Below are 25,317 nucleotides of genomic sequence, written 5' to 3'. Positions count from 1 at the left end.
ATGAAGCTCTATCACAGCCCCAAGGCGCCGAACCCGGACCGTGTCGTCTACTTCCTGCGTGCCAAGGGCAAGCTGGATGCGGTCGACCTCCAGGAAGTCTCCATCATGCAGCAGGAGCACAAGACGGCGGAATACCGTGAAGTCTCGCCTTTCTCGCAAGTGCCTGCACTGGTGCTGGATGACGGCACCAAGATCACCGAGAGCCGGGCGATCTGCACCTATTTCGAAGGCATCTTCCCGGAGCCGAACCTGATGGGCGCAGATCCGAAGGAGAAGGCCCTGATCGAGATGTGGGACCGGCGCGTGGAACTGATGTTCTTCATGCAATTTGCCACCTGGTTCCGAAATGCCCATCCCATGATGGCCCCGCTCGAAGTGCCGCAGAGCGCCGAGGCTGCTGCCAAGGGCGAAAAGGCCGCGAAAAAGATGGCCGAGCGGTTCGACGCGCATCTCGCCGGCAATGAATTCCTCGCCGCCGGCCGCTTCTCCATTGCGGACATCACGCTCTTCATCGGCTGCGGTTTCTGCGGCGTGATGAAATGGGCCCCGCACAAGGAGCACGCCAATCTCGGCCGCTGGTTCGAGGCCATGAAGGCACGCGGCTTCGCGGGCTAGGCCATCGCTTCGGCGATCAGCTCATAGGAGCGGATGCGGTCTTCGTTCCGTTCCGCCAGTGTCAGGATGAAAAGCTCGTCGGCGCCATGCTCGCCCGCGAACGCCGTGAGCTGCCCTGCGACATCGCCTGCCGCGCCGATCACGCCGCGTCCTTCCGCGGCCGCCAGCGCTTCGGGCGACGCGGCGGCGATCACGGCATCGGCCTCGGAAGACGGGACAAAGGCGCGGAAGTCGCCCGTGCTGCGGGCGAGGTTCCAGGCGATGGCGGGTTTTGACAGGCGGCGAGCTTCCGCCCCGGTCTCCGCGGCCAGCGCAACGAGTCCCACGGCGGCATAAGGTTCAGACGCGAACGGCGAAGGTTCGAACGCCTTGCGGTAGGTCTCGATCGCGGCGCCCGCTCCGCCCGGCGCGAGGAAATCCGCAAAGGCGAGCTTCAGGCCCATCGCCCCGGCAAAGGCGGCGGAGTCCGGTGAAGACGACAGCATCCACAGATCCGGGCGGGCGCCGCGCGGCCCGACATGGATACCCGTGGCACGGTGGCCTTCCGGCAGGGGCGCCTCGCCGCTCGCGTCCAGCATCCAGTCCATCAGCATGCGCAGCATGGTCGGGAAGGCCTGCGCGCCGGGGCCGAGCAGGGCGGCGGAGGTGCGCGGGTCCGCCCCGGTCGCCCGTCCCACGCTCAGTTCGATCCGGTCCGGCGCCAGGGCTTCCAGCGCGCAGAACTGCTCTGCCACTTTCAGCGGTGAATAGTTCGGCAGCATCACCCCGCCCGAGCCGAGCTTCAGGTGCTGCGTCCGCTGGCTGAGCGCGGCGATCAGGACTTCCGGCGCGGCGCCTGCGAAGCTGCGTGCATTGTGATGTTCCTGCACCCAGAGCGACCGCCAGCCCCGCCCGTCCAGCGCCTCGGCCAGTGCCAGAGAATTGGCGAAGGCATCTGCGGCGGTCTGGCCCTCGAACAAGGGGGACGGATCGAGTATCGACAGGGCAGGTTTCATGCCCCTCGTGATGCGCTATGCAGGGGCAGCATACAAGACAAGGAAGCGATTCATGCGGTATCTGGCAGCGTCCGTTCTCCTCCTGCTGGCGGCCTGCGTGCAGCCGTCGGCATTTGGTCCTGAGGTGCGGGCCGTGCCCATGGACACGCTGCGCGAGGCCGCGCCACGGGGCCAGCTTTCCGGCGTCGCCCAGCCGGTCGCCTACCGGGTGGAGATGAAGGTCGATCCGCGCGAGACACATTTCTCCGGCCGGGTTCTGATTGATGTGAACCTTGAGGCCTCCTCGCCCGGCATCTGGATGCATGGGGCGGACCTCGACGTCTCGTCCGTGAAAGTCACGGCAGGCGGCGAGACGCGGCCAGCCAGCTGGACCCAGGTCGACCCCACCGGCGTTGTCTGGGTAGGATTTCCGAACCGAGTTCATGCCGGCGGCATTACGCTCGACATCGACTATACCGCCGCCTTCGACGCGAATCTCGCCGGCCTGTTCCGGGTGGAGGAAAAGGGCGAGGCCTATGCGCTGGCCAAGTCCGAGAGCATCCAGGCCCGCCGCTTCCTGCCAAGCTTTGACGAGCCGGGCTTCAAGGCGCCGTTCGACATCACGCTGATCGTGCCGGACGACATGCTGGCGATCGGCAACACGCCGATTGCCTCACGCGTGCCGGACCAGGCAGGCTATGACCGGGTGACCTTCCTGCGCACCCGGCCGCTGTCGACCTATCTTCTCTCGATCGCGGTGGGGAATTTCGAAAAGGTTTCCGCCGGGACGATCCCGGTGAATGCGCTGCGCGACTGGCCTGTGCCGCTGACAGGCTATGCCCGTGCGGGCAAGGGCGAGGAGCTTGACGCGATCCTCTCCATCACACCGGCCATGGTGGAGTTCTTCGAGGACGCGCTGCAACAGCCCTATCCCTATGAGAAGCTCGACATCATCGCCGCGCCGCAATGGCCATCCGGCGCCACCGAACTTGCCGCTGCGATCACGTACCGGGAAAGCCGGATCCTCGCCAATGAGAAGTCGGGCGCTCTGTTCCTGCGCTCCATGAAGGGCGTGCACGCGCATGAGCTGTCGCACATGTGGTTCGGCGATCTCGTGACCCCGCCCTGGTGGGACGATCTCTGGCTGAAGGAAGGCATCGCCAGCTGGGCCGAGCCGGCTGTGCTCGGCTTCCTGGAGCCGGATGGCGGACATGACATTCAGGCCGTCGCCGATGCGATCTCCGCAATGCAGCTCGACAGCCTGTCCAGCGCCCGCGCGGTGGCCCAGCCGATCACCGAGAATGCCGACATCCGCAACGCCTATGATGCGATCACGTACAATAAAGGCCAGGCCGTGCTCGGCATGGTGGACGCCTGGTTCGGGCCGGAAGCCTTCCGCCAGGCCCTAGGCCGCTATATCGCCGAATATGCCGACGGCGCCGCTGACAGTGCGGAGTTCTTCAAGGCCATAGGGAAATCGACCGGCAACAGGGACATTGGCCGCTCGCTGAAATCCTTCGTCACGCAGAATGGTGTGCCGCTGCTGGAGACCGAACTTCAGTGCACCAGTATCGGCGCGAAAGTGACCCTGGAGCAGAGCCGCTATCGCCCGCTCGGTTCCGATGCGGACCCGGCACGCCACTGGATCATCCCTGTCTGCGTGTCCTGGCGCGAAGGTGACGAGTCGGGCCGGTCCTGCACGCTGATGCAGGCGCGCCGACAGGTCATGTCGTTGGAGGGCGCGCACTGCCCGGACATGTATCATCCGAATGCGAACGGTACCGGCTATTACCGCTTCAACCTGGCGGGCGATGGTTGGGACCGCCTGATCAGCACCTTGCCGGACCTGCCCGCAACGGAAGCCCTGACGGCGATCGATAGCGCCCAGGCAGACTTCGCGGCTGGCAAGATGGATGCGGCCACGCTGCGCCGCCTGCTGGCCATCGGCGCAGCACATGAGGACTCCGCGGTCGCCTCAGCGGTGCTGAACCTCTATGCGGACCTGATGGACCGGCTGGACGGTGCAGATGTGCCGGGCCTGCAGGCCGATGCCGAGGCCGCGACCGAGCGTTTGTGGGGGCTGATGGAACGGGATGGCGACAAGGAGCTCGAGGCCAGCCTGACAAAGTTCGAAGCCGTGATCCTGAAGCGCGAGGCGGCCCGCGAGCGCCTCGGCACGGAGATGGACAAATGGCTGGACGATCCGGATTCCGACGTGAACCTGTCCAGTGACCTTTATGCCGCCGGCCTCAGCGTCCTGCTGGATGAGGGCGGCGAGGCAGCCTATGATCGTGTGCTGACGGCTTATGACACGATCGACGACCCGGCCTTCGGCCAGTCGGTCGCCATGGCGCTTGGCGGCGTGACGGACCCGGCGCAGGCGGCCCGCACGCGGGGCCTGATCGCGTCGGCGGAACTGGGGCCACGCGAAACCTACACTATGGCCCTCTTGCAGATGCAGGCACCGGAAACCCGCGCGGCAATGTGGGCCTTCCTGGAAGACAATTTCCCGGCTTTCCTGAAAGCGATCCCGGCCCAGTGGAAACGCCGCACGCCGGGGCTCGCCGCCTATTTCTGCGATGCAGACGGCCTGGAGTCGCTGAACTCGCTCTTCGAGGAATATGGCGACCTCGCCGAAGGCCATGAACGCGCCCTGTCGCAGGCACGCGAGCAGATCAATCTCTGCATCGCCCAGAAAGCGGAGACAGAAGCGGACCTCGAAGCCGCCTTCGCCGCGATGCCGTAGTGCGGCGAGACCTGTCCTTCCTGCTTGTGGCCGTCACCGCGCTGGCGACCGCGTGTTCAAAGGACATTCCGTCGGCAGAGCCTGACGTGGAGCAACTGCCTCCGCAGCAGATCCTGTCAGACGTCGGTGCAGACAGCCGGGCCTTTTCGGTGGCCTCGGCAGACGGCACGCAGATAACCGGGCAGGTGGATGTGCCCATGGGGGGCGACGGTCGCGAACCTGTGGTCGTTCTGTCGGCGGGCACGGGTCTCTTTGATCGGGACGTCATGCTCGGCAATTCCGGTACGGAACGCGACGCCGTGTTCGCGGATCTGGCCCGCCGGTTCACGCAGGCGGGGATTGCAGTTGTCCGGTATGACCGGCGCGGTGTGCGCTACAGGCCCGCGGACGGACAGATGCTGGACAAGGCCGTGTCCGGAACATCCACGGTAGAGAGCCAGCGGGATGACCTTGGTGCCGTCTATGATCAGGCGCGTAAGGATTTCGGCGGACCAGCGGCCTGCATCGCCCTGCTCGGCCATTCCGAGGGCCTCCAGCATATCGCCGGTCTCGCTGCGGCGGATGCGGTCGCACCGGATCTCGTGGTCGGTATCGGCGGGCCGCTGCAGGCGCCGGCAGACGTGTTCAGATGGCAGCTCTCAGGGCGTGATGGCTTTTCCCTGCACCAGATGGATGCGGATGGTGATGGTGTGACAACCAATGAAGAGGTGCGGGCAGGATTGTCCGGCACGCCGTCCGCTGTGTCCGGCAAGCTCCAGCCCTATCTTCATCCGTCTGGAAAGTGGATGCCGGGGGCCATTGCGCGGAAAATGGCCGGGCAGAAGATGAACTACGAGGTGGCGAAGCTGCAGGCGCTGGCAATGCCGCCGACGGCGCCTTATCCGGACGCGAAGACGCCGATGGCGCAATATAGCTGGTTTCAGAACTGGTATACGGACGATGCACCAGTTGCCGGGAAACTTGCCGCCTGGAATGTGCCGATGCTGCTCTATTATGGCGACCGGGATTCCCAGGTACGCTACGAATTCCAGAAGCCGGTGGCAGAAGCGTTTCTGGGCAACCGGGCAGAGATGCACATCCTGCCCGGCCTTGGCCACTCGCTCGGCCCCCATGTGCTGTTTGGACCAATGGACGAGGCGGCGGCGGACGCGCTGGTCGCCCGCACCGCCGCCATCCTCAATGAGCGTTGTTCGTCCTAGGCGTTCTTGCCCTACGCGTTCTTGATCGTCAGGCCGCCATCGACCGGGATGAAGACGCCGGTCATGAAGCTGGCGGCCGGCAGGACGCAGGAGAGGGTGATGTTGGCCACCTCTTCCGGAATGCCGTAACGGCGCAGCGGCACGCGGCGCTTGGAATAGATTTCCTTGTGCTCGTCGGGAATGCCCGCCGTGATGCCAGTCTTGATCGGGCCGGGGCAGATGCAGTTTACGGTGATGCCTTCGCGGCCAAGGTCCACGGCGAGGCCGCGGGTCAGGCCGATCACGCCATGCTTCGCGGCGACATAGGGGCTGTTGCCGGGCGTCGCGCCGAGGCCTTCCGTAGACGCTACATTCACGATCCGGCCATAACCCGCCTTGCGCATATAGGGCAGTGCCGCGCGGATGGCACGCTGGTGGCTGGTCAGCATGACATTGATGCTGGGGCCCCAGCTGTCCTCATAGCTTTCCTCGGCAATATCGGCCGGAATGGCGAAGCCGGCATTGTTGACCAGGATTTCCAGCCCGCCGAAATGGGCGGCCGCTTCGTCGATGACGCGCTTGATCGTGGCGGCGTCGGAGACGTCCATCGCCCAGCCCTTCACATGGTCGATCCCGGCGGCCTTGATCTCCTCGACCACCTTGTCGACGGCGTCCTGCTTCAGGTCCGTGACGGCGACGTTCGCGCCTTCGCGGGCGAACAGGTGGGCGGTGGCCCGGCCCATGCCGCTGGCGGCGCCCGTGATGAGGGCGGTCTTGCCCTTGATCGAACGCGACAGCGCTTCATAGGGTGGCTGGCTCATGACTGTTTCCTCTTTTTGATGGTTCCGGAGAAGTTCATGACCGGCCGGCCGTCCTCTCCGCTTATGATTCCCCGGATGAAGCTCAGCGAGCCGCCCTTGCGTAGCACGTCGCCGCGCGCTTCGAGGCGTTCGCCTTCCAGGGCGCCGCTGATGAATTCAGCATTGAAGGCCACGGTCACGCCGTAGGCGCCTTCCATGGCTTCGTGCCCGATGGCGAACAGCGAAAAGTCGGCAAACGTCATCAGGCAGCCGCCATGCACGACGCCGCCGGCATTCATGTGCTTGCGCTGCACCCGGAAGGCGGCGACGGCGCCCTCCTCATCGACCCTGAAATAAAACGGACCGGCGCTTTCAAATTCGAACGGCTCGTCCTTCCACGTGGTCCAGCCCGCGAATTCGCCTGTATCCTCAATTGTTTTAGTCATCCTCGCCCTACGTACCTGTCATCCCGGGGCCGCGAAGCGGAACCCGGGACCTTGTCCATGATCGTCCCGAATAGCCCTGCGCTGCGAACCTGCAAAGCATTCCGCGGCGTCAGGGCTTTGTCAGCTGGTCATAAAGATCCACCCATTCGGGGTTTTCCTTCGCAATCAGCTCATCCTTCCAGGCTCGCCGCCAGCGCTTTAGCTTCTTCTCGAACGCGATCGCATCTTCAGGATTGGGGAACTCGTCGAACCAGACGAGCCGCCGGATGTGGTACTTTTTTGTGTGCCCTCCATAGGTGCCCTGGCGGTGCTGCCAGACACGGCCCAGCAGGTCGCTGGTGATGCCGACATAGATCGCGCCGTCCTTTTTCGAGGCGAGGATGTAGACCCAGTATGACTCCATTCGCCAACGGTAGGGTTGTGACACGGGGTTGTCATTACGGCATGGGGCAGAAGGTCCCGGGTTCCGCTTCGCGGACCCGGGATGACAGGTCCTCACGGCGGGCTTACAGTGCGCCCGAAACGATAATGCCCCAGAAAATAATGAAGGGAAGCAGACCATGGCCTTCGACGCCGAGATCCGGGACGCACTGATTGAACAGGTGCGCCGCTTTGTGACCGAGAAATGCGTGCCGGCAGAGGCCGAAGTCGCCGAAAATGACGAGGTGCCGCAGTCGATCGTCGACGAGATGAAGAATCTCGGCCTGTTCGGCATCGCCGTGCCGGAGGAATATGGCGGCCTGCAGCTGGATATGGAGACCGAATGCCTCGTCGCCTTCGAGCTGGGCCAGACCTCTCCGGCCTTCCGCTCCGTTGCAGGCACGAATATCGGTATCGGCTCCCAGGCCCTCGTCCTGTTCGGCACCGAGGAACAGAAATCGAAATGGCTGCCCGGCGTTGCCTCGGGCGACCTGATCGCCAGCTTTGCCCTGACCGAGCCGGAAGCCGGCTCCGACGCCGGCAGCCTGACGACCAAGGCCATCCGCGACGGCGATCACTATGTCTTCAACGGCACCAAGCGTTACATCACCAATGCCAACAAGGCCGACATCTTCACGGTCATGGCCCGCACCGATCCGGACATGCCCGGCGCAAAAGGCGTCTCGGCTTTTGTGGTTGAGCGTGACACGCCCGGCGTCTCCGTCGGCGTGCCGGAGAAGAAGATGGGCCAGCAGGGCGCCCATATCTGCGACGTCATCTTCGACAATGCCCGCGTGCCGGCGTCGAACATGATCGGCAAGGAAGGCGAGGGCTTCAAGGTCGCGATGAGCGTGCTGGACAAGGGCCGCCTGCACATCTCCGCTGTGGCGACCGGCGTTTCCAAACGCCTGATCCGCGAGATGGTGAACTATGCGCTGGAGCGCAAACAGTTCGGCAAGCCGATCATGGAACACCAGATGATCCAGGCCATGATTGCCGACAGCCAGGCCGAGACCTATGCGGCCGAGTGCATGATCATGGATGCCGCCCGCCGCCGCGATGCGGGCGAAGACGTCACCCTGCTCGCCTCGTCCACGAAACTGTTCGCCACTGAGGCGTGCGGCCGTGTGGCCGATCGCGCGGTGCAGGTATTTGGCGGTGCAGGCTATGTCTCCGACTATGGCATCGAGCGCTTCTATCGCGACGTCCGCATCTTCCGCCTCTATGAAGGCACCAGCCAGATCCAGCAGATCATCATCGCCCGCGAACTGGCGCGTGCGGCGAAGAAAGGGGCCCTGTAAGGGCGCCATTGCCGAAGCGGGCGGACCGGGTAGAGTCCCCGCCCGTCCGCTGACGCCACAACAAGCATACCGGGATAACAGGAAACGCACGCAGATGTTCGAACACGACCCTACAGATCCGCATGAAGTCGGCCTTAATGCGGACCGCCTCGCGGCGGTTCCGGCTTTCTTCGCCGAGAATTATCTCGACACCGGCAAGCTGCCCTGCATGGCAACGCTGATCTCCCGCAATGGCGAGATTGCGCTGGAAGACTATCGCGGCACGACCGAGTTCAGCGGCTCCACGCCCATCGGCCCGGAAACGATCTTCCGCATCTATTCGATGACCAAGCCGATCACATCCCTGGCCGCGATGATGCTGTTCGAGGAAGGCAAGCTGCGCCTCGATCATGACGTCGCCCGTTACATCCCGGAATTTGCCGATGTCGAGGTTTTCGACAGCGGCAGCCGCGAAGACTACAAGACGCGCAAGCCTGACCGGCCAATGAAAGTGCTGGACCTGTTCACCCACACGTCCGGCCTGACCTATGGCTTCATGATGCAGTCGGAAGTCGACGCGCTCTACCGCAAGGAAAAGATCGGCCGGCCGGACGAGACGCTGCAGGAAATGGCGAAACGCCTCGCCAAGCTGCCGCTCGAATGCTCGCCGGGCGATGAGTGGTGGTACAGCCACTCGACGGATGTGCTGGGTGCCATCGTCGAAATCGTTTCCGGCATGGAGCTTGATCAGTTCTTCCGGGAGCGGATCACCGGCCCGCTCGGCATGGACGACACGGATTTCTGGGTGCCGGAAGACAAGATCGACCGTCTCATGGCCTGCTATGAGCGCCACCCGATCACCGGCGAAGTGACGCAGTCCGATGGCGCAGGCCGGGCTTCGAAAGCCTATTCGAAACGTCCGAAGCTGCTGAATGGCGGTGGCGGGCTTGTCTCCACGGTGCGCGACTATCACCGTTTCTGCCTCATGCTGCTGCGCGGCGGCACGCTGGATGATGCCCGCATCATCAGCCCCAAGACCTGGGAATTCATGCGCCAGAACCATCTGCCCGGCGGGCAGACGATCCGCGACATGGGCCGTTCCCTGTTCAGCGAAGTGATCACGGGCGGCACGGGCTTCGGCCTTGGCGGCTCGGTCGTCACCGATGTTGTGGATACACAGCAGCCGGGCAGCGAGGGCACGTTCAGCTGGGGCGGTCTCGCCTCCACCTTCTTCTGGATCGATCCGGAAGAAGAGATCATCGGTATCCAGATGACCCAGCTGATGCCGTCCTCGACCTATCCGATGCGGCCCCAGTTCCAGCAACTGGCTTATTCGGCCATCGACTGGTGAGCGAGCCATCCACAAACCCCGTCCGCGAGGCGATCCTGGAGCTGACGGAAGCAGCCGGTCCCGGCAAGTCGATCAGTGCGGAGCAGGCGGCCCGGGCCGTCAGCGACAAGAACTTCCAGCGCGTCCTGAAGGATGTGCGGGCAGAGGCGATCCGCCTGCACAAGGAAGGCACCGTCCTGATCTACCGGAAAGGCAAGCCGGTGGAGGACCCGGACGCCTTCAAGGGCGTCTACCGGCTCGGGCGCCCGGCTGCCAGCTGATGGCCAAGCCGCCGGACCCGTTCCATGAATTCGTCATGGAACTGTTCGCGCCGATGGGGCCGGTCAGCGTGCGGCGCATGTTTGGCGGCGCGGGCGTTTTCAAGGATGGCCTGATGTTCGCGCTGCTGGCCGATGACGTGATCTACCTGAAAACCGACGCGGCCTTCCGCGCGGAACTGGAAGCCGAAGGCTGCCAGCCCTTCATCTGGACCCGGCCGAGCGACGGCAAGCAGACCGACATGGGCTATGTCAGCCTGCCGCCGGATGCGATGGACGAAGCCGACCTGGCCAGCGAATGGGGCCGCAAGGCGTTCGGCGTTGCGCTGGCCGCAAAGGCGAAGAAGCGCAAATAGAGCCCGTCAGGCGCCGCTATATATGGCGTATATATGGTCTGTATATTGGATTGTTCATGGTCTGAAGGGCGGCTTATCCAACACCGGAGTTCTCCCTCTGGTAGTGAGGCTTTTATTCCCCGTAGCGGCGCAGCTCGCTCTTCACCCGGCCTTTGGTAACCGTCACGACATAGAGCCGGTCATACTCATCGGCCTCAGCAATCGGGGTGCCGGGCTTGCCGCCCAACAGGCCCACAAGGTCCGGAATCGTATTGGAATGGCCGACGACCAGAATGGCGCCGGGCGTCGCTTTCAGCCGGCTGGCGAAGGCGGGCTGGCGGCTGGCATCATAGATCTGGACGGGCAGGCCGGCGCGAGTCGCGGTCGGCTTGGCGGTTTCGATCGTGCGGGTTGTGTCCGTTGACCAGACTTCCGTAAGCCCCGCATCCTGTAACTCCCGCGACAGGATGTCGGCGCGGGCACGGCCCACGACGGTCAGGTCCGGATTGTCACCGGCCTGTTTCTCCGCATGGCGGACGAGGTAAATCGTTGTGTCTGGCGGTGTCGGCGCGCTGGCGCAGGCGCCAAGGGCCAGGAAGGACAGGGCCGCGAGGGTGCCGCGGCGCGTCAGGTTCATGCGGCGACGGGGCGATCCATCGGATCGTCCAGCGAGAAGGCTTCCGGCGTCGAGCCGTGTTGCCTCAGGTGCTGCAGTTTCTGCCATCCGTCCTCCATCGAGACGCGTTCGCCCCTCGGAGCCCACCACATCACAAAGCTGGCGCCATTGGAACGGTCGATCTCCGCTGCCAGACGTCGCATGCTCGGCGGATGCGTGCGGCCGGAATAGGAAAATTCCCGAAGTTTTTCAAAGGATTCCCAGCCACCCATGGTCGACACGTCCGGCGCGCCCATGCCTTCCGGATAAGGGAAGATCCCGTCCAAAGGCATCCACACCCCGTCCGGGCGGCGCACGCCATGACGGTGAAAGTGCAAACCTTCGAACGCGGCAGCATCCGCAAAAACACGCGGCATGATGCTTACAAATACACGAATGAACTCATTCTCAAGACTGAACGCCCCAAGTGGGCGCGCACAGTTGAAATGAATAAGGCGATAACCCATCCCCAGCCTCCTGAATGCGGAGGATTTACCGGGAAGGAATTACCCCATTCTTAAAAGCCCGTGGGTAAGCGTCATAAATCTTAGGTTACTTTCCCTGAAAGTTCGCCTGCCGCTTCTCGAGGAAGGCTTTGACCCCTTCGCCAAAATCGGCTGTCCGGCCCGCCGTGCGCTGTGCCAGGCGCTCCTGATGCAGCGCTTCGCCGAGATTGGTCTCGGTGGCATCCCAGATCAGCTTGCGCATGCCGGCGAGCGCGACGGTGGGGCCGGTCGAAAGGGTCTCAGCCCATTCCATCGCAGTCGCCATCAGCTGGTCATCCTCGACCACCTTGTTGATCATCCCCCACTCCAGTGCCTTGTCTGCAGGGAGTTTTTCACCGAACAGCGCCATCTCCATCGCGCGGACGCGGCCAACATTGCGCGCAAGCAGCCAGGTGGAGCCGCCATCCGGCACGAGGCCGATGCGGCGGAAGGCCTGAAGGAAATAGGCGCTTTTGCCGGCGACGATCAGGTCGCCCATCAGGCCGATGGAGCAGCCCACGCCTGCCGCCGCGCCGTTGACGGCGGTGATCACCGGATGGGGATGCTCGCGGATGGCGACGATCATCGGGTTGTAATGGGTATCCAGCGGGCGGCCGGCATCCGGCTTGGAGCCCGGATGGCTGAGCGACGGGCCCGAAACCTTGCCGAGATTGGCACCGGAGCAAAAGCCGCGGCCATTGCCGGTGATCACGGTACAGCGCGCTTCGTCCGCTGCCTTCTCAAGGGCGTGCAGCATTTCCTGCGCGGTATCGACGCCGCAGGCATTCATTGTCTTCGGGTCGTTGAAGGCGATGACGGCAACATTGCCCTTCAGTTCGTAGGAAATCAGCTCGTAGCTCATGCTCGCCCTCCCTTTGGCGGTGTCTCTTGATTTGACAGCAATCTAGCCGCCCCGGACGGCTTGTGAACGCCTCACCCGGCGGCAAGGCCAATCTCCCATTGTTAAGCCCTGAACGTGCGCTACACTGTTCACAACAACCGATAAGCAGGGAGATCGGATCCATGGCCCTCGACAGCGCCCCCACCACCGGCATGGCCGGCATTCTCGCAAAGCAGAAAGCCGCGCACATCCGCGACGGAATTCCGTCCGCGGCCAAGCGGACCGAGTGGCTGGACAAGGCCATCGACCTGCTGATCACCTATAATGACGAACTGGTCGATGCCATGTGCCAGGACTTCGGTCACCGCTCGAAAGACCAGTCGGGCTTCACCGACATTGCCGGCTCCATCGGCGCTCTGAAGCACGCCAAGAAACATGTCGCCAAATGGATGCGCCCCGACAAGCGCAAGCCGGAATTCCCGCTCGGCCTTTTGGGCGCGAGAGCGGAAATCCAGTACCAGCCCAAAGGCGTGATCGGCGTCATCAGCCCGTGGAACTTCCCGGTGAACCTGACCTTCACGCCGCTGGCCGGCGTCTTCGCTGCGGGCAACCGCTGCATGATCAAGCCGTCGGAATTTACTGAAGTCACATCCGAAGTGATGAAAAAGGCGATCGCGCAATACTATTCTGATGAAGAAGTGGCCGTGATCACCGGCGGGCCGGAGATCGGCGCCGAGTTCACGAAGCTTGCCTTCGACCACATCCTGTTCACGGGCGCGACCTCCATCGCGCATCATGTCATGCGGGCGGCGGCGGACAATCTCGTTCCGCTGACACTGGAACTGGGTGGCAAGAGCCCTGTCGTGCTCGGCCGGTCAGCCGACCTGCAGAAGGCGGCGACCCGGATCATGGCGGGCAAGGCGCTGAACGCCGGGCAGATCTGCCTTGCGCCGGACTATGCCTTTGTGCCGAAGGAAAAGACGTCCGACTTTGTGGCCGCTGCAACCAAGGCCATCGAGACGATGTATCCGAGCGGCTTGAAGGACAATGACGACTACACGTCCATCGTGAACCAGCGCCACTATGACCGCCTGATGGGCTATATCGACGAAGCGAAATCAAAAGGCGCCGAAGTCATCGAGATCAACCCGACCGGCGAGAACTTCTCCCAGCAGCCGCATCACAAGATCCCGCCGCACATTATCGTCGACCCGTCCGACGACCTGAAAGTGATGCAGGACGAGATCTTCGGCCCGATCCTGCCAATCAAGTCCTATTCGGACACCAAGGACACGATCGCCTATATCAACGCTCACGACCGCCCGCTGGGCCTCTACTATTTCGGTGAGGATGCAGCGGAGAAGGATATGGTGCTGAACAACACCACGTCCGGCGGTGTGACCGTGAATGACGTCATCATGCATGTCGGCCAGGAAGACCTTCCCTTCGGCGGTGTCGGCCCGTCGGGCATGGGGTCCTACCATGGCCGCGAAGGCTTCATGGAATTCAGCCACAAGAAATCTGTCTTTACACAGACGGGCAGCGAAATGATCTCGATGATCCGCCCGCCCTATGGCGAGAAGTTTCGCAAGCAGATCCAGGGCAGGCTGAAGCGCTAGCCCCCTCAACCAACAAAAAGAGCCCCTCGTCCGCACGGATGAGGGGCTCTTTTTGTCAGGTTCTGGCTGGAAGCGCTTAGCGCTTCAGGAAGGCCGGGATGTCGTTGCCGAAGCCTTTGACGTTTTCCGGGGCCGGATCCAGGATGAGATCGTCATCCTTGCGTTTGCGGTCACGTTTCGGCTTGTCCTTGCGCTCGGCGCGTTCGCGCTTCGGTTTTTCAGACTTTTCCGGCTTTTCAGATTTCTCTGACTTCTCGGACTTCTCTGGCTGCTCAGCTTTCCCGGTCTTTGCGGCCTTTTCCGGTTTGTCGGATTTTGCCGTTGTTTCCGGCTTGGCCGGTGCGTCTTCTGTCACAGGCGTGTCCGCCTGTTCGGAGGCCTTCGCGGTTTCCGCGTCGTCCTGCTGCGTTTCCTCGCGGCGGCTGCGGCTGCGGCTTCCGCCGCGCGTCCGCTCACCGCGCCCGCCCCGGCTGCGTCCGCCATCGCGGCTGCTGCCACGGCGCCCGCGCCCGGATTTTTCTTCCGGCGGCAGGTTTTCGATTTCTTCGAGCAGGCCTTCCGGCATGTACTCTTCGACATCCTTGTTGATCATCTTGAGGACAAAGCCCCAGGATTTCTCATCATCCGGGGAGACCAGCGTGAAGCTCTCGCCGGTGCGCCCGGCGCGGCCCGTGCGGCCGATCCGGTGGATATAGTCTTCATCCTTCGGCGGCGGGGCGTAGTTGAAGACATGGCCGACATCCGGAATGTCGAGTCCGCGGGCCGCAACATCAGAGGCGACGAGCAGTTTCAGGTCGCCGTCACGGAATTTCTGGAGCGTTTCGGTCCGGATGGATTGCGGCAGGTCGCCATGGATCGGCGCGGCGTCATGGCCATGCTTGGTCAGCGATGCCGCCACGATGTCGACCTCGACCTTGCGGTTGCAGAAGACGATGCCGTTTTTCACATCACGCGACTCGATCACGCGGCGCAGCGCCGTGCGCTTGGCCTTGGCGCTGTCGGTCGGCAGGTGGACAACATGCTGGGTGATCGTGGTTGCGGCATCAGTCGGACGGGCGACTTCAATCTTGACCGGATCGCGCTGGAAGGTTTTCGCCAGGCGCTGAATATCGGTCGGGAAGGTGGCGGAGAAGAGCAGCGTCTGGCGGCGCGGCGGCAGCTTGGCGCAGATCTTCTCGATGTCCGGAATGAAGCCCATGTCGAGCATGCGGTCGGCTTCGTCGATGATGAAATATTCCACGCCCATCAGCAGCAGCTTGCCGCGGTCGAACTGGTCGAGCAGGCGGCCCGGCGTGGCAATCAGCACGTCCACGCCGCGTTGCAGCAGGCCTTCCTGCTCCTTGAAGCTGACCCCGCCGATCAGCAGCGCCATGGTGAGCTTCAGATACTTGCCGTATTTTTCGAAACTCTCGGCAACCTGCGCAGCGAGTTCGCGCGTCGGGCAGAGGATCAGGCAGCGCGGCATGCGGGCCCGGGCACGGCCACGGGCCAGGCGGTGGATCATCGGCAGCACGAAGGCAGCCGTCTTGCCGGTGCCGGTCTGGGCGATGCCTGTGACGTCTCCGCCACTCAGTACATGCGGGATGGCTTCAGCCTGGATCGGCGTCGGATGCGTGTAGCCCGACTCGTCCAGGGCTTTGAGAATGTTCGGGCCAAGCCCGAGGTCGGCGAATGTTTTTTCAGTCAATGTCTGTCGTTCCTGAGATGGAAGTTGTTACCCGGTGCAGCCCGAATGGCCGCCAACATTCCGCTTTCCGCACACCCATGTGCGTTCCACGGACCGGGCGCTTTCCATGCCCGGAGCGTCTTGTGCGCTGCACATAGTGTATTTCGGGGCTGAGGTGAAGAGCCTGCGTTCAGGACCGGGAGTCAGCCTCCGGCCGGCGTGTCGCGATACTTCATCACATCTTCCACCAGCGCCTTCAGGACACGCTTGGACTGGCCCATGTCAGAAAGCTGCCCCGGAACGGTGATGGCAGCGCTCATCAACGTGCCTTCCTCCTTGGCTTCCAGTGTGATGATCAGGTCCCCTTCCCAGGACCAGATCGAAGACAGCATTTTCGAGCGGATAACACAGCCATTGGTGGCTTCGGTGATGTCTTCGAGCGGCTGGCTGCGGCTGGCGAGGGAGCAAAGCACGGCGGCCAGCGTCTCGCCGAATGTGTTGCGGAAGCCCTGCGACGTGTCCCGGCTGGTTTTCATGCCCAGCCTTGCGGAGATCGGCAGGGAGATGTCCTTGATGAGTTTGAGCGGCGGGACAGGACCGGCGCCGGTGATCGCCATGACAGGCCGGGCAAACTCATAGAATTGCTCGGCCGACATGCCTCTTGGGTTTTCGCCGGTGACCGCCTCGATCCGCGCGCGGACGTCGGGATGCCCCATGATCTCGCGCGGCACCATGGAGGCGCGCCAGTCAAGCGACGGATCGGTTTCTGGTACAGGGGGAGGTTGGGGGGGAGCCGCTTCAGCGCCGGCTTTCGGCGCGCCGCACTGGGCGCAAAATCTGTCAGTCTCGCCGAATTTTCGGCCGCACTGCGTACAGAACATGGTCGGGTCCCCACGACATTTCTCGCGGGGACCCTACCTCAATTAGGCGCCCGCGTCAGCGAGGTTCTGGTTCACGAAGTCCCAGTTCACCAGGCTGTTCAGGAAGGTGTCCATATAGTTCGGACGGGAGTTCTGATAGTCGAGATAATAGGCGTGTTCCCACACATCCATGGTCAGGAGCGGGGTCGTGCCGTCTTCGGTCAGCGGGGTTTCGGCGTTCGGAGTCTTGGTGATGGCCAGCTTGCCACCTTTCAGGACCAGCCAGGCCCAGCCGGAACCGAACTGGCCGCCACCAGCCGCCTTGAACGCTTTGACGAACTCGTCATAGCCGCCAAGGTCGCGGTCGATCAGTTCAGCGGCCTTGCCGTGCGGCTTGCCACCGCCACCTGGCTTCATGGAGTGCCAGTAGAAGGTGTGGTTCCAAACCTGAGCGGCGTTGTTGAACAGGCCGGCCTTCGATGCGTCTGCTGCGGCGACCTTGATGATGTCTTCGAGCGACTTGCCTTCGAGGTCAGTGCCTTCGATCAGGCCGTTCAGGTTCGTCACATAGGCCTGATGGTGCTTGCCATGGTGGAAATTCAGGGTCTGTTCGGAAATGTGCGGCGCCAAAGCATCGCGCCCATAGGGAAGATCGGGAAGTGTGAATGCCATCTGGAATTCCTTTCTTGCAGGTAGGTATCTGGTAGATAAGCGCGTCATCCGACATATGGGTTCCATGCCGAACACAACCAACCCCCTCTCCAAATCACAGTGGGCCGCAATCGACAAGCGCGTGCGCAAGGTCGATGAGGACCGCTGGATCTCCAGCCGCTACGCGCCCGCAGCCCAGCGCCAGGCGCTGACGGCGCTCTATGCGCTGGCCTATGAACTGGCCCGGGTCAGGCTGGCCGTCTCCGAAGAGACGCTGGGCCTGATCCGCTTTCAGTGGTGGCGCGAGGCGCTCAACGAGCTGGACGAAGGCAAGCCGGCCCGCGAACACGATGTCTGCCTCGCTCTGGCAGAAGAGGTCGCCGCCGGCCGGCTGAAGCCCGGCGCGATGCAGCGGCTGGTCGATGGCTATGAGGCGGCCTTCGTTGCGCAGGATCGCAGTCAGGAACCGGAAGCCTGGCTTGCTTTGATCGCAGCAAGCCTGCTGGCCAGCCATCACGACTGGGCCGAGGAAATCCGCGATGTGGCCCCCGCCTATGCCGCGCTCCGCCGGTCAGAGACGAAAGCTTTCGGCCCGCATGTAAAGTCGGTGCCGAAATCCATCCGCCCGGCCGTCGCCCATTACCGCCTGCGCAAGCACTATAGCGAAAAGGGCGAGCCGAACGCGGTCACCAAACGCCTCAGCATCCTGAAAGCCATCCGGACGGGGCAGGTTTAGACGGTCTCTGCCGACTGCGCTGCCAGCCAGCCATCAATGTCCTGCAGGGCGCGGGCGGCTTGAGCACCTTTCTTGGCGCGGCCCTTGGCCTTGCCACGCAGGCGCTTTCCGTTCTCGTCCTTTTTCGGGAAATCCTCGATGTCCGGGAAGAGGCCGAAATTGACATTCATCGGCTGGAAGGTCTGCTTGCCTTCAAGGTGCCCGCCCGTGATGTGGGTGACGAGCGCGCCGAGCGCTGTGGTCGGCGGCGGGGCATCCAGCGTCCGGCCAAGCCGCTCCGCCGCAGCAAAACGACCGGCCAGCAGGCCCATGGCCGCGCTTTCGACATAGCCTTCGACGCCGGTCACCTGACCGGCAAAGCGCAGGCGCGGCATGGACTTCATGCGAAGCTGCGCGTCCAGCAGTTTCGGTGAGTTCAGGAAGGTGTTGCGGTGAATGCCGCCAAGGCGCGCGAACTCTGCCTTTTCAAGGCCGGGGATCATGCGGAAGATGTCCGTCTGGGCGCCGTATTTCAGCTTGGTCTGGAAGCCGACCATGTTCCACAGCGTGCCGAGGGCATTGTCCTGGCGCAGCTGGACGATGGCATGGGCCTTCACATCCGGCTGGTGCGGATTGGTCAGGCCGACCGGTTTCATCGGTCCGAAGCGCAGCGTCTCGCGGCCGCGCTCTGCCATCACCTCGATCGGCAGGCAGCCTTCGAAATAGGGGGTATCCTTTTCCCAGTCGCGGAACTCCGTCTTCTCGCCTGCGATCAGCGCGTCGATGAAGGCATTGTATTGCTCTTCCGACAGCGGACAGTTGATATAGGCAGCCGTGTCGCCGCCGGGGCCCGGCTTGTCGTAACGGCTCTGGCGCCAGGCCTTGTTCATGTCGATGCTGTCGAAATAGACGATCGGCGCAATGGCATCGAAGAAGGCGAGATCGTCTTCGCCTGTGTGGGCGTGGATCGCTTCGGCGAGGGCGATGGAGGTCAGCGGGCCGGTCGCGATGATGACGCTGTCCCAGTCCTCCGGCGGGATGCCGGTAATCTCTTCGCGCACGATGGTGACATTCGGATGCGCTTCCAGTTTGGCGGTGACCGCTTCGGCAAAGCCTTCCCGGTCGACGGCGAGCGCACTGCCGGCCGGCACCTGGTGTTCTGCTGCGGTCGAAATGATCAGCCCGTTCGCGCGGCGCATCTCTTCGTGCAGCACGCCGACAGCGTTGGATGTGTGATCGTCGGAGCGGAAGGAGTTCGAACAGACCAGCTCTGCCAGCTTGTCGGTCTGGTGGGCGTCGGTGCCCTTCACGCCGCGCATTTCGTGCAGGATCACAGGCACGCCGGCATTCGCCGCCTGCCAGGTTGCTTCCGATCCGGCCATGCCGCCGCCGACGATATGAATGGGTTTGATGCTCATGCGCCGGACATGCGCAGGCCGGCCGCTTCCGTCAAGACGGGGTTTGCGGCTGCGGCTGGGAGCGCTAAGGCATTCTGCATGGAGTCAAACACGTCACCCCCGGCCGCGTCGCCGTCCATACCTGACCTGATTGTCGAGGCCTGGCGCCTGGCGGCAAAGTCGGCTCTGCCGGCGCTGCCCTGGCTGGTCCTGTTGTCGCTTATGGGCGGATTCTACAAATGGGCGCTCAACACCGGCGCTGGCGGCACGATGCTCACCCTCGCCGCGCTGGTCGTCCTGTTCCTGGCAGGCGTGCAGGCCTCCCTGACGATTTACCGGGCGATGATTCCCGATGCGAAAGGCGCCTTCATGGCCCTGATGCACATGAATCTCGCGATTTATCTCGCCTTCTTTTTCGTCAGCTTTTTCATCTTCTTCTTTGTCGGCATCTTCGGCGTGGTGATGCTGCAGCTGTCAGGCCTGGTGGATCTGGCAGCGGAAGGCGCGGACCAGCAGATCCCCGCCGCGCTGGCAGGGATGATGTCGACGCCCTATGGCTGGGCACTGTCCATCGTCTATGCCACGGGGCTCGGCGGCCTTGCCTTTCTCGCGCTCCGGCTGCTGCTGACAGGCGCGGCCACGGTGAAGACCGGGCGGGTGATGGTGTTCCGCACCTGGCGCTGGACGAAGGGCGATGCCGTGCGCTTCGGGACGGCTTCGCTGGCCACGCATGTCCTGCCATTCCTGGTGGGGTATGTCGCCAATCTCGCGATCGTCAGCCTGGCCGGGCAGGGAGAGATCGCTCTCTTTGCCACGGGCGTGACAGGACTGTTGCTGCAGGCGCCATTTATCCTTGCGGGCCATGGCCTGGCCGTGGCCGCGCTGAGGGCGGTGAACCCGGCGTCCGACATTGCCTAAGCCGCCGAAACCGGCTTAGCTCCCGGCTTGTGGGGCAAGACTGAGGGACGCAACATGGCCAGCCGGTTTACGTTCGATGGCGCATTGATGTTCGGCTTCCGGGCCGCGCACGCAAAGTCGTTTCCCTGGAAATTTGCGCTGGCGTTCGCGGTTGTCAGCACGGTGCTGACTGCGCTCTTCGCCTGGCTGACCAAAGACGCGATCTTCGGCTTCATGGACACGGTTGAGCAGCTCGACAGTGTGGGCGCCGATGACCCGGCACAGGTTTTCAGCGTTTTCTTCAGCCTGTTCGGCGGGCTGCTGCCGTGGATCGTGCTGGGGTCGCTCGCCAGCCTGGTCGTGTGGGCAATGTTCATGGCCGCGACGCAGCGGCGTTATATCCGCGATGAGGCGTTTTCGATCCGGTTCGGGCCCGACGAATTACGGATTATGGCGGTTGGCGTCGTCTGGTATCTCGGCGTGTCGCTCATGTATTTGCTGCCGGGCCTGGTCATGCTGCCGATGTTCGGCATCGTCTCTGACTTCGCGAATGGCGACATCTCGGAAAATGAAATGGTGGCCTTCATGCTGGGGCGCATGAGCATCGTGGCGCTGATGTTCCTGGTGATGTTCCCGGTCTACGTCTTTTTCGCAACACGGTTCTCGCCGGTCTTTGCCATGACCGTGAAGGAGCGCCGGATCGCGTTCGGTGATGCCTGGATCGTGTCACGCGGCCGTTTCTGGCCGATCCTCGGAGCCTTTCTGATCCTTGCAATCGTGGGCGGTATGGCGGTCGGCTTTGCCGGGTCCATTGCCCAGATGCTGGTCACCCCCGCCTTCATGGGCTCGGTATCCAGAGTGGAGGATTCGTCGGAGCTGCGCAGCCTGTTCACCCCGGCCCTCACGATCGCACTGCTGCTCTATGCCTTCATCCGCTATTTCCTGTCGGGTTTGCTGATGCATTTCGTACAGGGGCCTGCGGCCTTCGCCGCGCGGCACGATCCGCGTGGCAGTGTCGACGATGCTCTGAGTGTCGAGGAATTCAACTGAGGCAAAATTCATGACCCCGATCGAGTTCAATTTCGGAAATGCCGTCGGCCACTTCACGAAAACAGACGGGCCGCGCGGCTTCCTCTGGAAGTTCGCATTGGCCTATGCGGCGCTCGCCTGCCTGATGCAGGTCTTTTCGGTCTTCATGCAGTGGCCGATCTATGAAGCCTATATCCAGCTATTCACCGGTGGCGGGGACTTCGATCAATATGCCGAGGACATGGAGAACATGTCCATGGCGACCACGTTTGCCGGCCTGCTGACCATGCCATTGGGCATCCTGCTCTGGGTAATGTTCGAAGGGGCAAACCAGCGCCGCTACATGCACGGGGCAGGCTTTGGTGTGCGTATCGGGGCTGATGAAGGCCGTCTGCTGCTGGTCGGACTGATCTGGATCGCGCTGTTCATTGGCATGTATATCGGCTTTGCCATCATGATCGCAATCCCGGTTGCTGTCGGGCTTGCTATGGGCTCGGATGCGGCGATGCTGGCGGTCCTGCTCGGTATCGTCCTGGTGCTGGGATATATGTTGCTGGTGCTGTGGTTATCGGCACGTCTCTCCGCAGCGGCCGCGCTGACGGTGCGGGACAAACAGATCCGCTTTTTCGAATCCTGGCGGGTCACCCGCGGAAAAGGCTGGACGATTCTCGGCGCGTGGATCGTTCTGGGTCTGATCGCGACGCTGGTAATGATCGCCTTCTACCTGCTTCTTTTCGCACTCGGCGCCGGCATCTTGTCGGTGCAGGTGCCGGACCTCATGGATGGCCGTGCGCCTGACGATGAGATCATGGCGGCGGTGATGTCCCCGGTCTTCTGGGGGCCTATGCTGTTTCTGGTGCTGGGATTCGCGGTCGCGCAATCCATGCTGATGCATATTTTCAGCGGCCCGGCCGCCCTGGCGGCGCGAACAGATCCGGAATGGATCAGCGAAGGTACACTCGGCGCCTTCGAATAGAGCGCCCGGCCAGCCGCTATTTGGCAGGGCTGGCCGTTTTCTTTGCGCGGGGTTTGGCCGGAGTTTTTTTCGCGGCAGGTTTCTTCGCAGGCGGCTTCTTTGTGGCTGGCTTCTTGGCGGCCGTCTTGGTGCTGTTCTGCTTCGCCGCAGCCGCCGGGGCTTTGGCCCGCTTGTTGCGGGCGGCGCGTCGCTCATCCTGGCGCCGGAAAGTTTCGACCAGGAAGCGGCCGGTCCAGCTTTCCTTGCAGGCGGCGATGTCTTCCGGCGTACCGGCGGCAATCAGCTGGCCGCCACCGTCTCCGCCTTCCGGCCCGATGTCCAGCACCCAGTCGGCCGTCTTCACGACGTCCAGATTGTGCTCGATCACCAGGACGGTGTTGCCGCCGTCGACCAGCTCGTGCAGCACCTCCAGCAGCTTGCGCACATCCTCAAAGTGAAGGCCGGTCGTCGGTTCGTCCAGAATGTACAGCGTACGGCCGGTTGCGCGCTTTGAGAGTTCCTTGGCGAGTTTTACGCGTTGCGCCTCACCGCCGGATAAGGTCGTCGCCTGCTGGCCGACCTTGATATAGCCGAGGCCAACGCGGTTCAGCGTTTCAAGCTTGTTGGCAATCGCCGGCACGGCGGAGAAGAATTTCGCGCCGTCTTCCACCGTCATGTCCAGCACATCGGCGATGGACTTGCCCTTGAACTTCACTTCCAGCGTCTCGCGATTGTAGCGTTGGCCCTTGCAGGTTTCGCAGGTGACGTAGACGTCCGGCAGGAAGTGCATCTCGATCTTGATGACGCCGTCGCCTTCGCAGGCTTCGCAGCGGCCGCCCTTCACGTTGAAGCTGAAGCGGCCCGGCGCATAGCCGCGGGCCTTGGCTTCCGGCAGGCCGGCATACCAGTCGCGGATCGGTCCGAAGGCGCCGGTATAGGTCGCCGGGTTCGAACGTGGTGTCCGGCCGATCGGGCTCTGGTCGATGTCGATGACCTTGTCGAGATGTTCGAGGCCCTGAATGCTTTCATAGGGCAGCGGCGGGCTGGAGGCGCCGTTCAGCTTACGCGCCAGCGCCTTGTACAGCGTCTCGATGATGAGGGTGGACTTGCCGCCACCGGAGACACCGGTCACGCAGGTGAAGCTGCCGAGCGGGATGGTCGCATCAACGCTCTTCAGATTGTTGCCGGTTGCACCTTTCAGCGTGATCTTGCGCTTCACCTTTTCCACTGGGCGGCGCTTCGGGATGACAATTTCCTTCGTGCCGTTCAGATAGTCCGCTGTCAGACTGTCCTTTGATTTCAGAATGTCTGCGGGCGTGCCTTCGGCAATGATTTCGCCGCCATGCACGCCGGCGCGCGGGCCCATGTCGATCACATGATCGGCAGTCAGGATCGCGTCCTCGTCATGCTCAACGACGATCACGGAATTACCGAGATCGCGCAGGCGTTTCAGCGTTTCCAGCAGCCGCTCATTATCGCGCTGGTGCAGACCGATGCTGGGTTCGTCCAGAACGTACAGTACGCCGGTCAGGCCGGAACCGATCTGGCTGGCGAGTCGGATGCGCTGGCTCTCCCCGCCCGACAGCGTGCCGGACGCGCGCGACAGGCTAAGATAGTCGAGGCCGACATCGTTGAGGAAGATCAGGCGGTCATTGATCTCTTTCAGGATGCGGGAAGCGATCTGGTTCTGCTGCTTGGTCAGCGACTTGTGCGCGACAGCGAACCACTCGCCGGCCTCCCGGATCGAGAACTGGCCCGCATCGGAAATGTCGAGCCCGGCAATCTTAACCGCCAGCGCTTCGGGCTTCAGGCGTTTGCCGCCACAGGCCGGGCAGGGGGCGGCGGCCTGGAACTTGCCGATTTCCTCGCGCACCCACTGGCTGTCGGTCTCGCGGTAGCGGCGCTCGAGGTTCGGGATGACGCCTTCGAACGTCTTCGTCACTTCATAGCGGCGCATGCCGTCATCATAGACGAAGTCGATTTCTTCCTCACCCGTGCCGAACAGGATGACGTCCTGTACTTTCTTCGACAGCTTGTTCCACGGGTGTTTCAGGTCAAAACCGTAATGGTCCGCCAGAGCCTGCAGGGTCTGGGTCTGGTAGGGCGAGGTCGACTTGGCCCAGGGCGCGATGGCGCCATTCATCAGGTCAAGGTCCTTGTCCGGAACGACCAGGCCCTCATCGATCTTCAACTGCTCACCCAGACCGTCACAGGTCGGGCAGGCGCCGAAGGGGTTGTTGAAGGAGAAGAGGCGCGGCTCGATTTCCGGAATCGTGAAGCCGGACACCGGGCAGGCAAAATTCGCGCTGAAGGTCACGCGCCGCGGCTCGGTCTCGTCATCCGCCTTGTCGGCGAATTCCGCGATAGCGATGCCGTCGGCGAGGCTGAGCGCGGTCTCGAAGCTTTCCGCAAGGCGCTGCTCCATGCCTTCGCGCACGACGACGCGGTCGACCACGACGTCGATGTCATGCTTGAATTTCTTGTCGAGCTTGGGCGGGCTTTCGAGTTCGTAGAACTCGCCGTCCACTTTCACGCGTTGGTAGCCGTTCTTCAGCAGTTCGGCGAATTCCTTGCGGTATTCCCCCTTCCGGCCACGGACGATCGGGGCGAGCAGGTAGAGACGCGAGCCCTCCGGCAGGTCCAGCGTCCGGTCCACCATCTGGCTGACCGTCTGGCTCTCGATCGGCAGGCCGGTGGCGGGCGAGTAGGGCACGCCAACCCGCGCCCAGAGGAGGCGCATATAGTCGTAGATCTCGGTCACCGTGCCCACAGTGGAGCGCGGATTCCGGCTGGTCGTTTTCTGCTCGATGGAGATGGCAGGCGAGAGGCCCTCGATGCTCTCCACGTCCGGTTTCTGCATCAGCTCGAGGAACTGGCGGGCATAGGCCGACAGGCTTTCCACATAGCGGCGCTGGCCCTCGGCATAGATCGTGTCGAATGCCAGCGAGGATTTGCCCGAGCCGGACAGGCCGGTCATCACAACCAGTTCGCCGCGCGGAATGTCCACGTCGATGTTCTTGAGATTGTGTTCCTTTGCGCCGCGAACGCGGATGAAGGGGGACTCAGCCATGGTGGGGACTTTCGGGCTTTTTGCTCGTTACGTCTGCAAAACGGGAATTGGATTGGTGCTAGTGCTTATGTGTGT

General features: G+C 62.9%; 24 protein-coding genes. 12 read left to right on the top strand and 12 right to left on the bottom strand.

Annotation, left to right across the window (positions count from 1 at the left end):
• Complete coding sequence (locus tag HJA_RS11360) at positions 1–615, top strand: glutathione S-transferase family protein (protein WP_035582219.1); 615 nt, start codon at positions 1–3, stop codon at positions 613–615.
• On the opposite strand, the gene HJA_RS11355 is transcribed toward HJA_RS11360, so the two are convergent.
• Positions 612–1,610 carry an MsnO8 family LLM class oxidoreductase gene (locus tag HJA_RS11355; protein ID WP_051597609.1) on the bottom strand — a complete coding sequence of 333 codons (999 nt, stop codon included), beginning with the start codon at positions 1,608–1,610 and terminating at the stop codon, positions 612–614. The genes HJA_RS11360 and HJA_RS11355 overlap by 4 nt on opposite strands.
• A 52-nt stretch (positions 1,611–1,662) precedes the next feature.
• Here HJA_RS11355 and HJA_RS11350 point away from each other — a divergent pair, with 52 nt between their 5' ends.
• Both HJA_RS11350 and HJA_RS11345 read left to right on the top strand, forming a co-directional pair.
• Positions 1,663–4,335: a M1 family metallopeptidase gene (locus HJA_RS11350; RefSeq protein ID WP_035582215.1), complete on the top strand. Its 2,673-nt coding sequence runs from the start codon at positions 1,663–1,665 to the stop codon at positions 4,333–4,335.
• On the top strand, positions 4,335–5,534 hold the full coding sequence (locus tag HJA_RS11345) for an alpha/beta hydrolase (RefSeq protein ID WP_035582213.1): 1,200 nt from the start codon (positions 4,335–4,337) through the stop codon (positions 5,532–5,534). The genes HJA_RS11350 and HJA_RS11345 overlap by 1 nt, the downstream gene beginning before the upstream one ends.
• Before the next feature lie 11 nt (positions 5,535–5,545).
• On the opposite strand, the gene HJA_RS11340 is transcribed toward HJA_RS11345, so the two are convergent.
• From HJA_RS11340 to HJA_RS11330, 3 genes are all read right to left on the bottom strand, one after another.
• Positions 5,546–6,334 (bottom strand): SDR family NAD(P)-dependent oxidoreductase, encoded by a 789-nt coding sequence (locus tag HJA_RS11340; protein ID WP_035582210.1) that lies wholly within the window; start codon positions 6,332–6,334, stop codon positions 5,546–5,548.
• Positions 6,331–6,759, bottom strand: a complete 429-nt coding sequence (locus tag HJA_RS11335; RefSeq protein WP_035582208.1) for a PaaI family thioesterase — start codon at positions 6,757–6,759, stop codon at positions 6,331–6,333. The genes HJA_RS11340 and HJA_RS11335 overlap by 4 nt, the downstream gene beginning before the upstream one ends.
• A gap of 109 nt (positions 6,760–6,868) precedes the next feature.
• Positions 6,869–7,186 carry a GIY-YIG nuclease family protein gene (locus HJA_RS11330; RefSeq protein WP_206741715.1) on the bottom strand — a complete coding sequence of 106 codons (318 nt, stop codon included), beginning with the start codon at positions 7,184–7,186 and terminating at the stop codon, positions 6,869–6,871.
• 133 nt (positions 7,187–7,319) lie between these two features.
• Between HJA_RS11330 and HJA_RS11325 the strand changes: the two genes are divergently transcribed.
• The 4 genes from HJA_RS11325 (at position 7,320) to HJA_RS11310 (ending at position 10,423) form a co-directional block, all read left to right on the top strand.
• Positions 7,320–8,480: an acyl-CoA dehydrogenase family protein gene (locus HJA_RS11325; protein ID WP_035582204.1), complete on the top strand. Its 1,161-nt coding sequence runs from the start codon at positions 7,320–7,322 to the stop codon at positions 8,478–8,480.
• A 94-nt stretch (positions 8,481–8,574) separates the two neighbouring features.
• On the top strand, positions 8,575–9,810 hold the full coding sequence (locus tag HJA_RS11320; RefSeq protein ID WP_035582201.1) for a serine hydrolase domain-containing protein: 1,236 nt from the start codon (positions 8,575–8,577) through the stop codon (positions 9,808–9,810).
• On the top strand, positions 9,807–10,070 hold the full coding sequence (locus HJA_RS11315; protein WP_155839940.1) for a DUF3253 domain-containing protein: 264 nt from the start codon (positions 9,807–9,809) through the stop codon (positions 10,068–10,070). Before HJA_RS11320 ends, HJA_RS11315 begins: the two co-directional genes overlap by 4 nt.
• Positions 10,070–10,423, top strand: coding sequence for a TfoX/Sxy family protein (locus tag HJA_RS11310; protein ID WP_035582198.1), 354 nt, complete (start codon positions 10,070–10,072; stop codon positions 10,421–10,423). Before HJA_RS11315 ends, HJA_RS11310 begins: the two co-directional genes overlap by 1 nt.
• Positions 10,424–10,535: 112 nt before the next feature.
• Here the strand turns inward: HJA_RS11310 and HJA_RS11305 are convergent, their stop codons facing one another.
• The 3 genes from HJA_RS11305 to HJA_RS11295 form a co-directional block, all read right to left on the bottom strand.
• Positions 10,536–11,039, bottom strand: coding sequence for a SixA phosphatase family protein (locus tag HJA_RS11305; protein ID WP_051597608.1), 504 nt, complete (start codon positions 11,037–11,039; stop codon positions 10,536–10,538).
• A complete protein-coding gene (locus tag HJA_RS18050) occupies positions 11,036–11,524 on the bottom strand; it encodes a DUF3291 domain-containing protein (RefSeq protein WP_051597607.1) in 489 nt (162 codons plus the stop codon). The genes HJA_RS11305 and HJA_RS18050 overlap by 4 nt, the downstream gene beginning before the upstream one ends.
• Positions 11,525–11,609: 85 nt before the next feature.
• A complete protein-coding gene (locus HJA_RS11295; protein ID WP_035582194.1) occupies positions 11,610–12,404 on the bottom strand; it encodes an enoyl-CoA hydratase/isomerase in 795 nt (264 codons plus the stop codon).
• 161 nt (positions 12,405–12,565) lie between these two features.
• Between HJA_RS11295 and HJA_RS11290 the strand changes: the two genes are divergently transcribed.
• Positions 12,566–14,002, top strand: coding sequence for a coniferyl aldehyde dehydrogenase (locus HJA_RS11290; RefSeq protein ID WP_035582193.1), 1,437 nt, complete (start codon positions 12,566–12,568; stop codon positions 14,000–14,002).
• A 76-nt stretch (positions 14,003–14,078) separates the two neighbouring features.
• Here the strand turns inward: HJA_RS11290 and HJA_RS11285 are convergent, their stop codons facing one another.
• The 3 genes from HJA_RS11285 to HJA_RS11275 form a co-directional block, all read right to left on the bottom strand.
• The gene (locus tag HJA_RS11285; RefSeq protein ID WP_035582191.1) at positions 14,079–15,689 is read right to left on the bottom strand and encodes a DEAD/DEAH box helicase; all 1,611 of its coding nucleotides are present in this window, start codon (positions 15,687–15,689) and stop codon (positions 14,079–14,081) included.
• 182 nt (positions 15,690–15,871) lie between these two features.
• The gene (locus HJA_RS11280) at positions 15,872–16,402 is read right to left on the bottom strand and encodes a hypothetical protein (protein ID WP_035582189.1); all 531 of its coding nucleotides are present in this window, start codon (positions 16,400–16,402) and stop codon (positions 15,872–15,874) included.
• A 189-nt stretch (positions 16,403–16,591) separates the two neighbouring features.
• Complete coding sequence (locus HJA_RS11275) at positions 16,592–17,200, bottom strand: superoxide dismutase (RefSeq protein ID WP_035582187.1); 609 nt, start codon at positions 17,198–17,200, stop codon at positions 16,592–16,594.
• A 64-nt stretch (positions 17,201–17,264) separates the two neighbouring features.
• Between HJA_RS11275 and HJA_RS18045 the strand changes: the two genes are divergently transcribed.
• Positions 17,265–17,915 (top strand): squalene/phytoene synthase family protein, encoded by a 651-nt coding sequence (locus HJA_RS18045; RefSeq protein WP_162177052.1) that lies wholly within the window; start codon positions 17,265–17,267, stop codon positions 17,913–17,915.
• Here HJA_RS18045 and trmFO read toward each other — a convergent pair.
• Complete coding sequence (trmFO, locus tag HJA_RS11265) at positions 17,912–19,312, bottom strand: methylenetetrahydrofolate--tRNA-(uracil(54)-C(5))-methyltransferase (FADH(2)-oxidizing) TrmFO (RefSeq protein WP_035582184.1); 1,401 nt, start codon at positions 19,310–19,312, stop codon at positions 17,912–17,914. The two genes, HJA_RS18045 and trmFO, sit on opposite strands and share 4 nt — an antisense overlap.
• Positions 19,313–19,390: 78 nt before the next feature.
• Between trmFO and HJA_RS11260 the strand changes: the two genes are divergently transcribed.
• The 3 genes from HJA_RS11260 to HJA_RS11250 are packed head-to-tail and all read left to right on the top strand — an operon-like array spanning position 19,391 to position 22,193.
• Positions 19,391–20,209, top strand: coding sequence for a hypothetical protein (locus HJA_RS11260; protein WP_035582181.1), 819 nt, complete (start codon positions 19,391–19,393; stop codon positions 20,207–20,209).
• Between the two features lie 54 nt (positions 20,210–20,263).
• A complete protein-coding gene (locus HJA_RS11255; protein WP_035582178.1) occupies positions 20,264–21,238 on the top strand; it encodes a hypothetical protein in 975 nt (324 codons plus the stop codon).
• Positions 21,239–21,248: 10 nt separating this feature from the next.
• Positions 21,249–22,193, top strand: a complete 945-nt coding sequence (locus HJA_RS11250) for a hypothetical protein (RefSeq protein ID WP_035582175.1) — start codon at positions 21,249–21,251, stop codon at positions 22,191–22,193.
• Positions 22,194–22,209: 16 nt separating this feature from the next.
• Here the strand turns inward: HJA_RS11250 and uvrA are convergent, their stop codons facing one another.
• On the bottom strand, positions 22,210–25,242 hold the full coding sequence (uvrA, locus tag HJA_RS11245) for an excinuclease ABC subunit UvrA (protein ID WP_035582174.1): 3,033 nt from the start codon (positions 25,240–25,242) through the stop codon (positions 22,210–22,212).
• Between the last annotated feature and the right edge of the window lie 75 nt (positions 25,243–25,317).

The organism is Hyphomonas jannaschiana VP2, assembly GCF_000685215.1.
In the GTDB taxonomy this organism is placed as follows: Bacteria; Pseudomonadota; Alphaproteobacteria; order Caulobacterales; family Hyphomonadaceae; genus Hyphomonas; species Hyphomonas jannaschiana.
Note: the sequence above shows the minus strand (reverse complement) of the source record. Positions and strands in the feature narration are given on the sequence as shown.

Excerpts from the sequence above, each read along its gene's own strand:
- HJA_RS11360 (WP_035582219.1), top strand. The coding sequence starts at position 1 with ATGAAGCTCTATCACAGCCCCAAGGCGCCGAACCCGGACCGTGTCGTC.
- HJA_RS11355 (WP_051597609.1), bottom strand. The coding sequence starts at position 1,610 with ATGAAACCTGCCCTGTCGATACTCGATCCGTCCCCCTTGTTCGAGGGC.
- HJA_RS11350 (WP_035582215.1), top strand. The coding sequence starts at position 1,663 with ATGCGGTATCTGGCAGCGTCCGTTCTCCTCCTGCTGGCGGCCTGCGTG.
- HJA_RS11340 (WP_035582210.1), bottom strand. The coding sequence starts at position 6,334 with ATGAGCCAGCCACCCTATGAAGCGCTGTCGCGTTCGATCAAGGGCAAG.
- HJA_RS11335 (WP_035582208.1), bottom strand. The coding sequence starts at position 6,759 with ATGACTAAAACAATTGAGGATACAGGCGAATTCGCGGGCTGGACCACG.
- HJA_RS11325 (WP_035582204.1), top strand. The coding sequence starts at position 7,320 with ATGGCCTTCGACGCCGAGATCCGGGACGCACTGATTGAACAGGTGCGC.
- HJA_RS11320 (WP_035582201.1), top strand. The coding sequence starts at position 8,575 with ATGTTCGAACACGACCCTACAGATCCGCATGAAGTCGGCCTTAATGCG.
- HJA_RS11310 (WP_035582198.1), top strand. The coding sequence starts at position 10,070 with ATGGCCAAGCCGCCGGACCCGTTCCATGAATTCGTCATGGAACTGTTC.
- HJA_RS11305 (WP_051597608.1), bottom strand. The coding sequence starts at position 11,039 with ATGAACCTGACGCGCCGCGGCACCCTCGCGGCCCTGTCCTTCCTGGCC.
- HJA_RS18050 (WP_051597607.1), bottom strand. The coding sequence starts at position 11,524 with ATGGGTTATCGCCTTATTCATTTCAACTGTGCGCGCCCACTTGGGGCG.
- HJA_RS11295 (WP_035582194.1), bottom strand. The coding sequence starts at position 12,404 with ATGAGCTACGAGCTGATTTCCTACGAACTGAAGGGCAATGTTGCCGTC.
- HJA_RS11290 (WP_035582193.1), top strand. The coding sequence starts at position 12,566 with ATGGCCCTCGACAGCGCCCCCACCACCGGCATGGCCGGCATTCTCGCA.
- HJA_RS11280 (WP_035582189.1), bottom strand. The coding sequence starts at position 16,402 with ATGGTGCCGCGCGAGATCATGGGGCATCCCGACGTCCGCGCGCGGATC.
- HJA_RS11275 (WP_035582187.1), bottom strand. The coding sequence starts at position 17,200 with ATGGCATTCACACTTCCCGATCTTCCCTATGGGCGCGATGCTTTGGCG.
- HJA_RS18045 (WP_162177052.1), top strand. The coding sequence starts at position 17,265 with ATGCCGAACACAACCAACCCCCTCTCCAAATCACAGTGGGCCGCAATC.
- trmFO (WP_035582184.1), bottom strand. The coding sequence starts at position 19,312 with ATGAGCATCAAACCCATTCATATCGTCGGCGGCGGCATGGCCGGATCG.
- HJA_RS11260 (WP_035582181.1), top strand. The coding sequence starts at position 19,391 with ATGGAGTCAAACACGTCACCCCCGGCCGCGTCGCCGTCCATACCTGAC.
- HJA_RS11255 (WP_035582178.1), top strand. The coding sequence starts at position 20,264 with ATGGCCAGCCGGTTTACGTTCGATGGCGCATTGATGTTCGGCTTCCGG.
- HJA_RS11250 (WP_035582175.1), top strand. The coding sequence starts at position 21,249 with ATGACCCCGATCGAGTTCAATTTCGGAAATGCCGTCGGCCACTTCACG.
- uvrA (WP_035582174.1), bottom strand. The coding sequence starts at position 25,242 with ATGGCTGAGTCCCCCTTCATCCGCGTTCGCGGCGCAAAGGAACACAAT.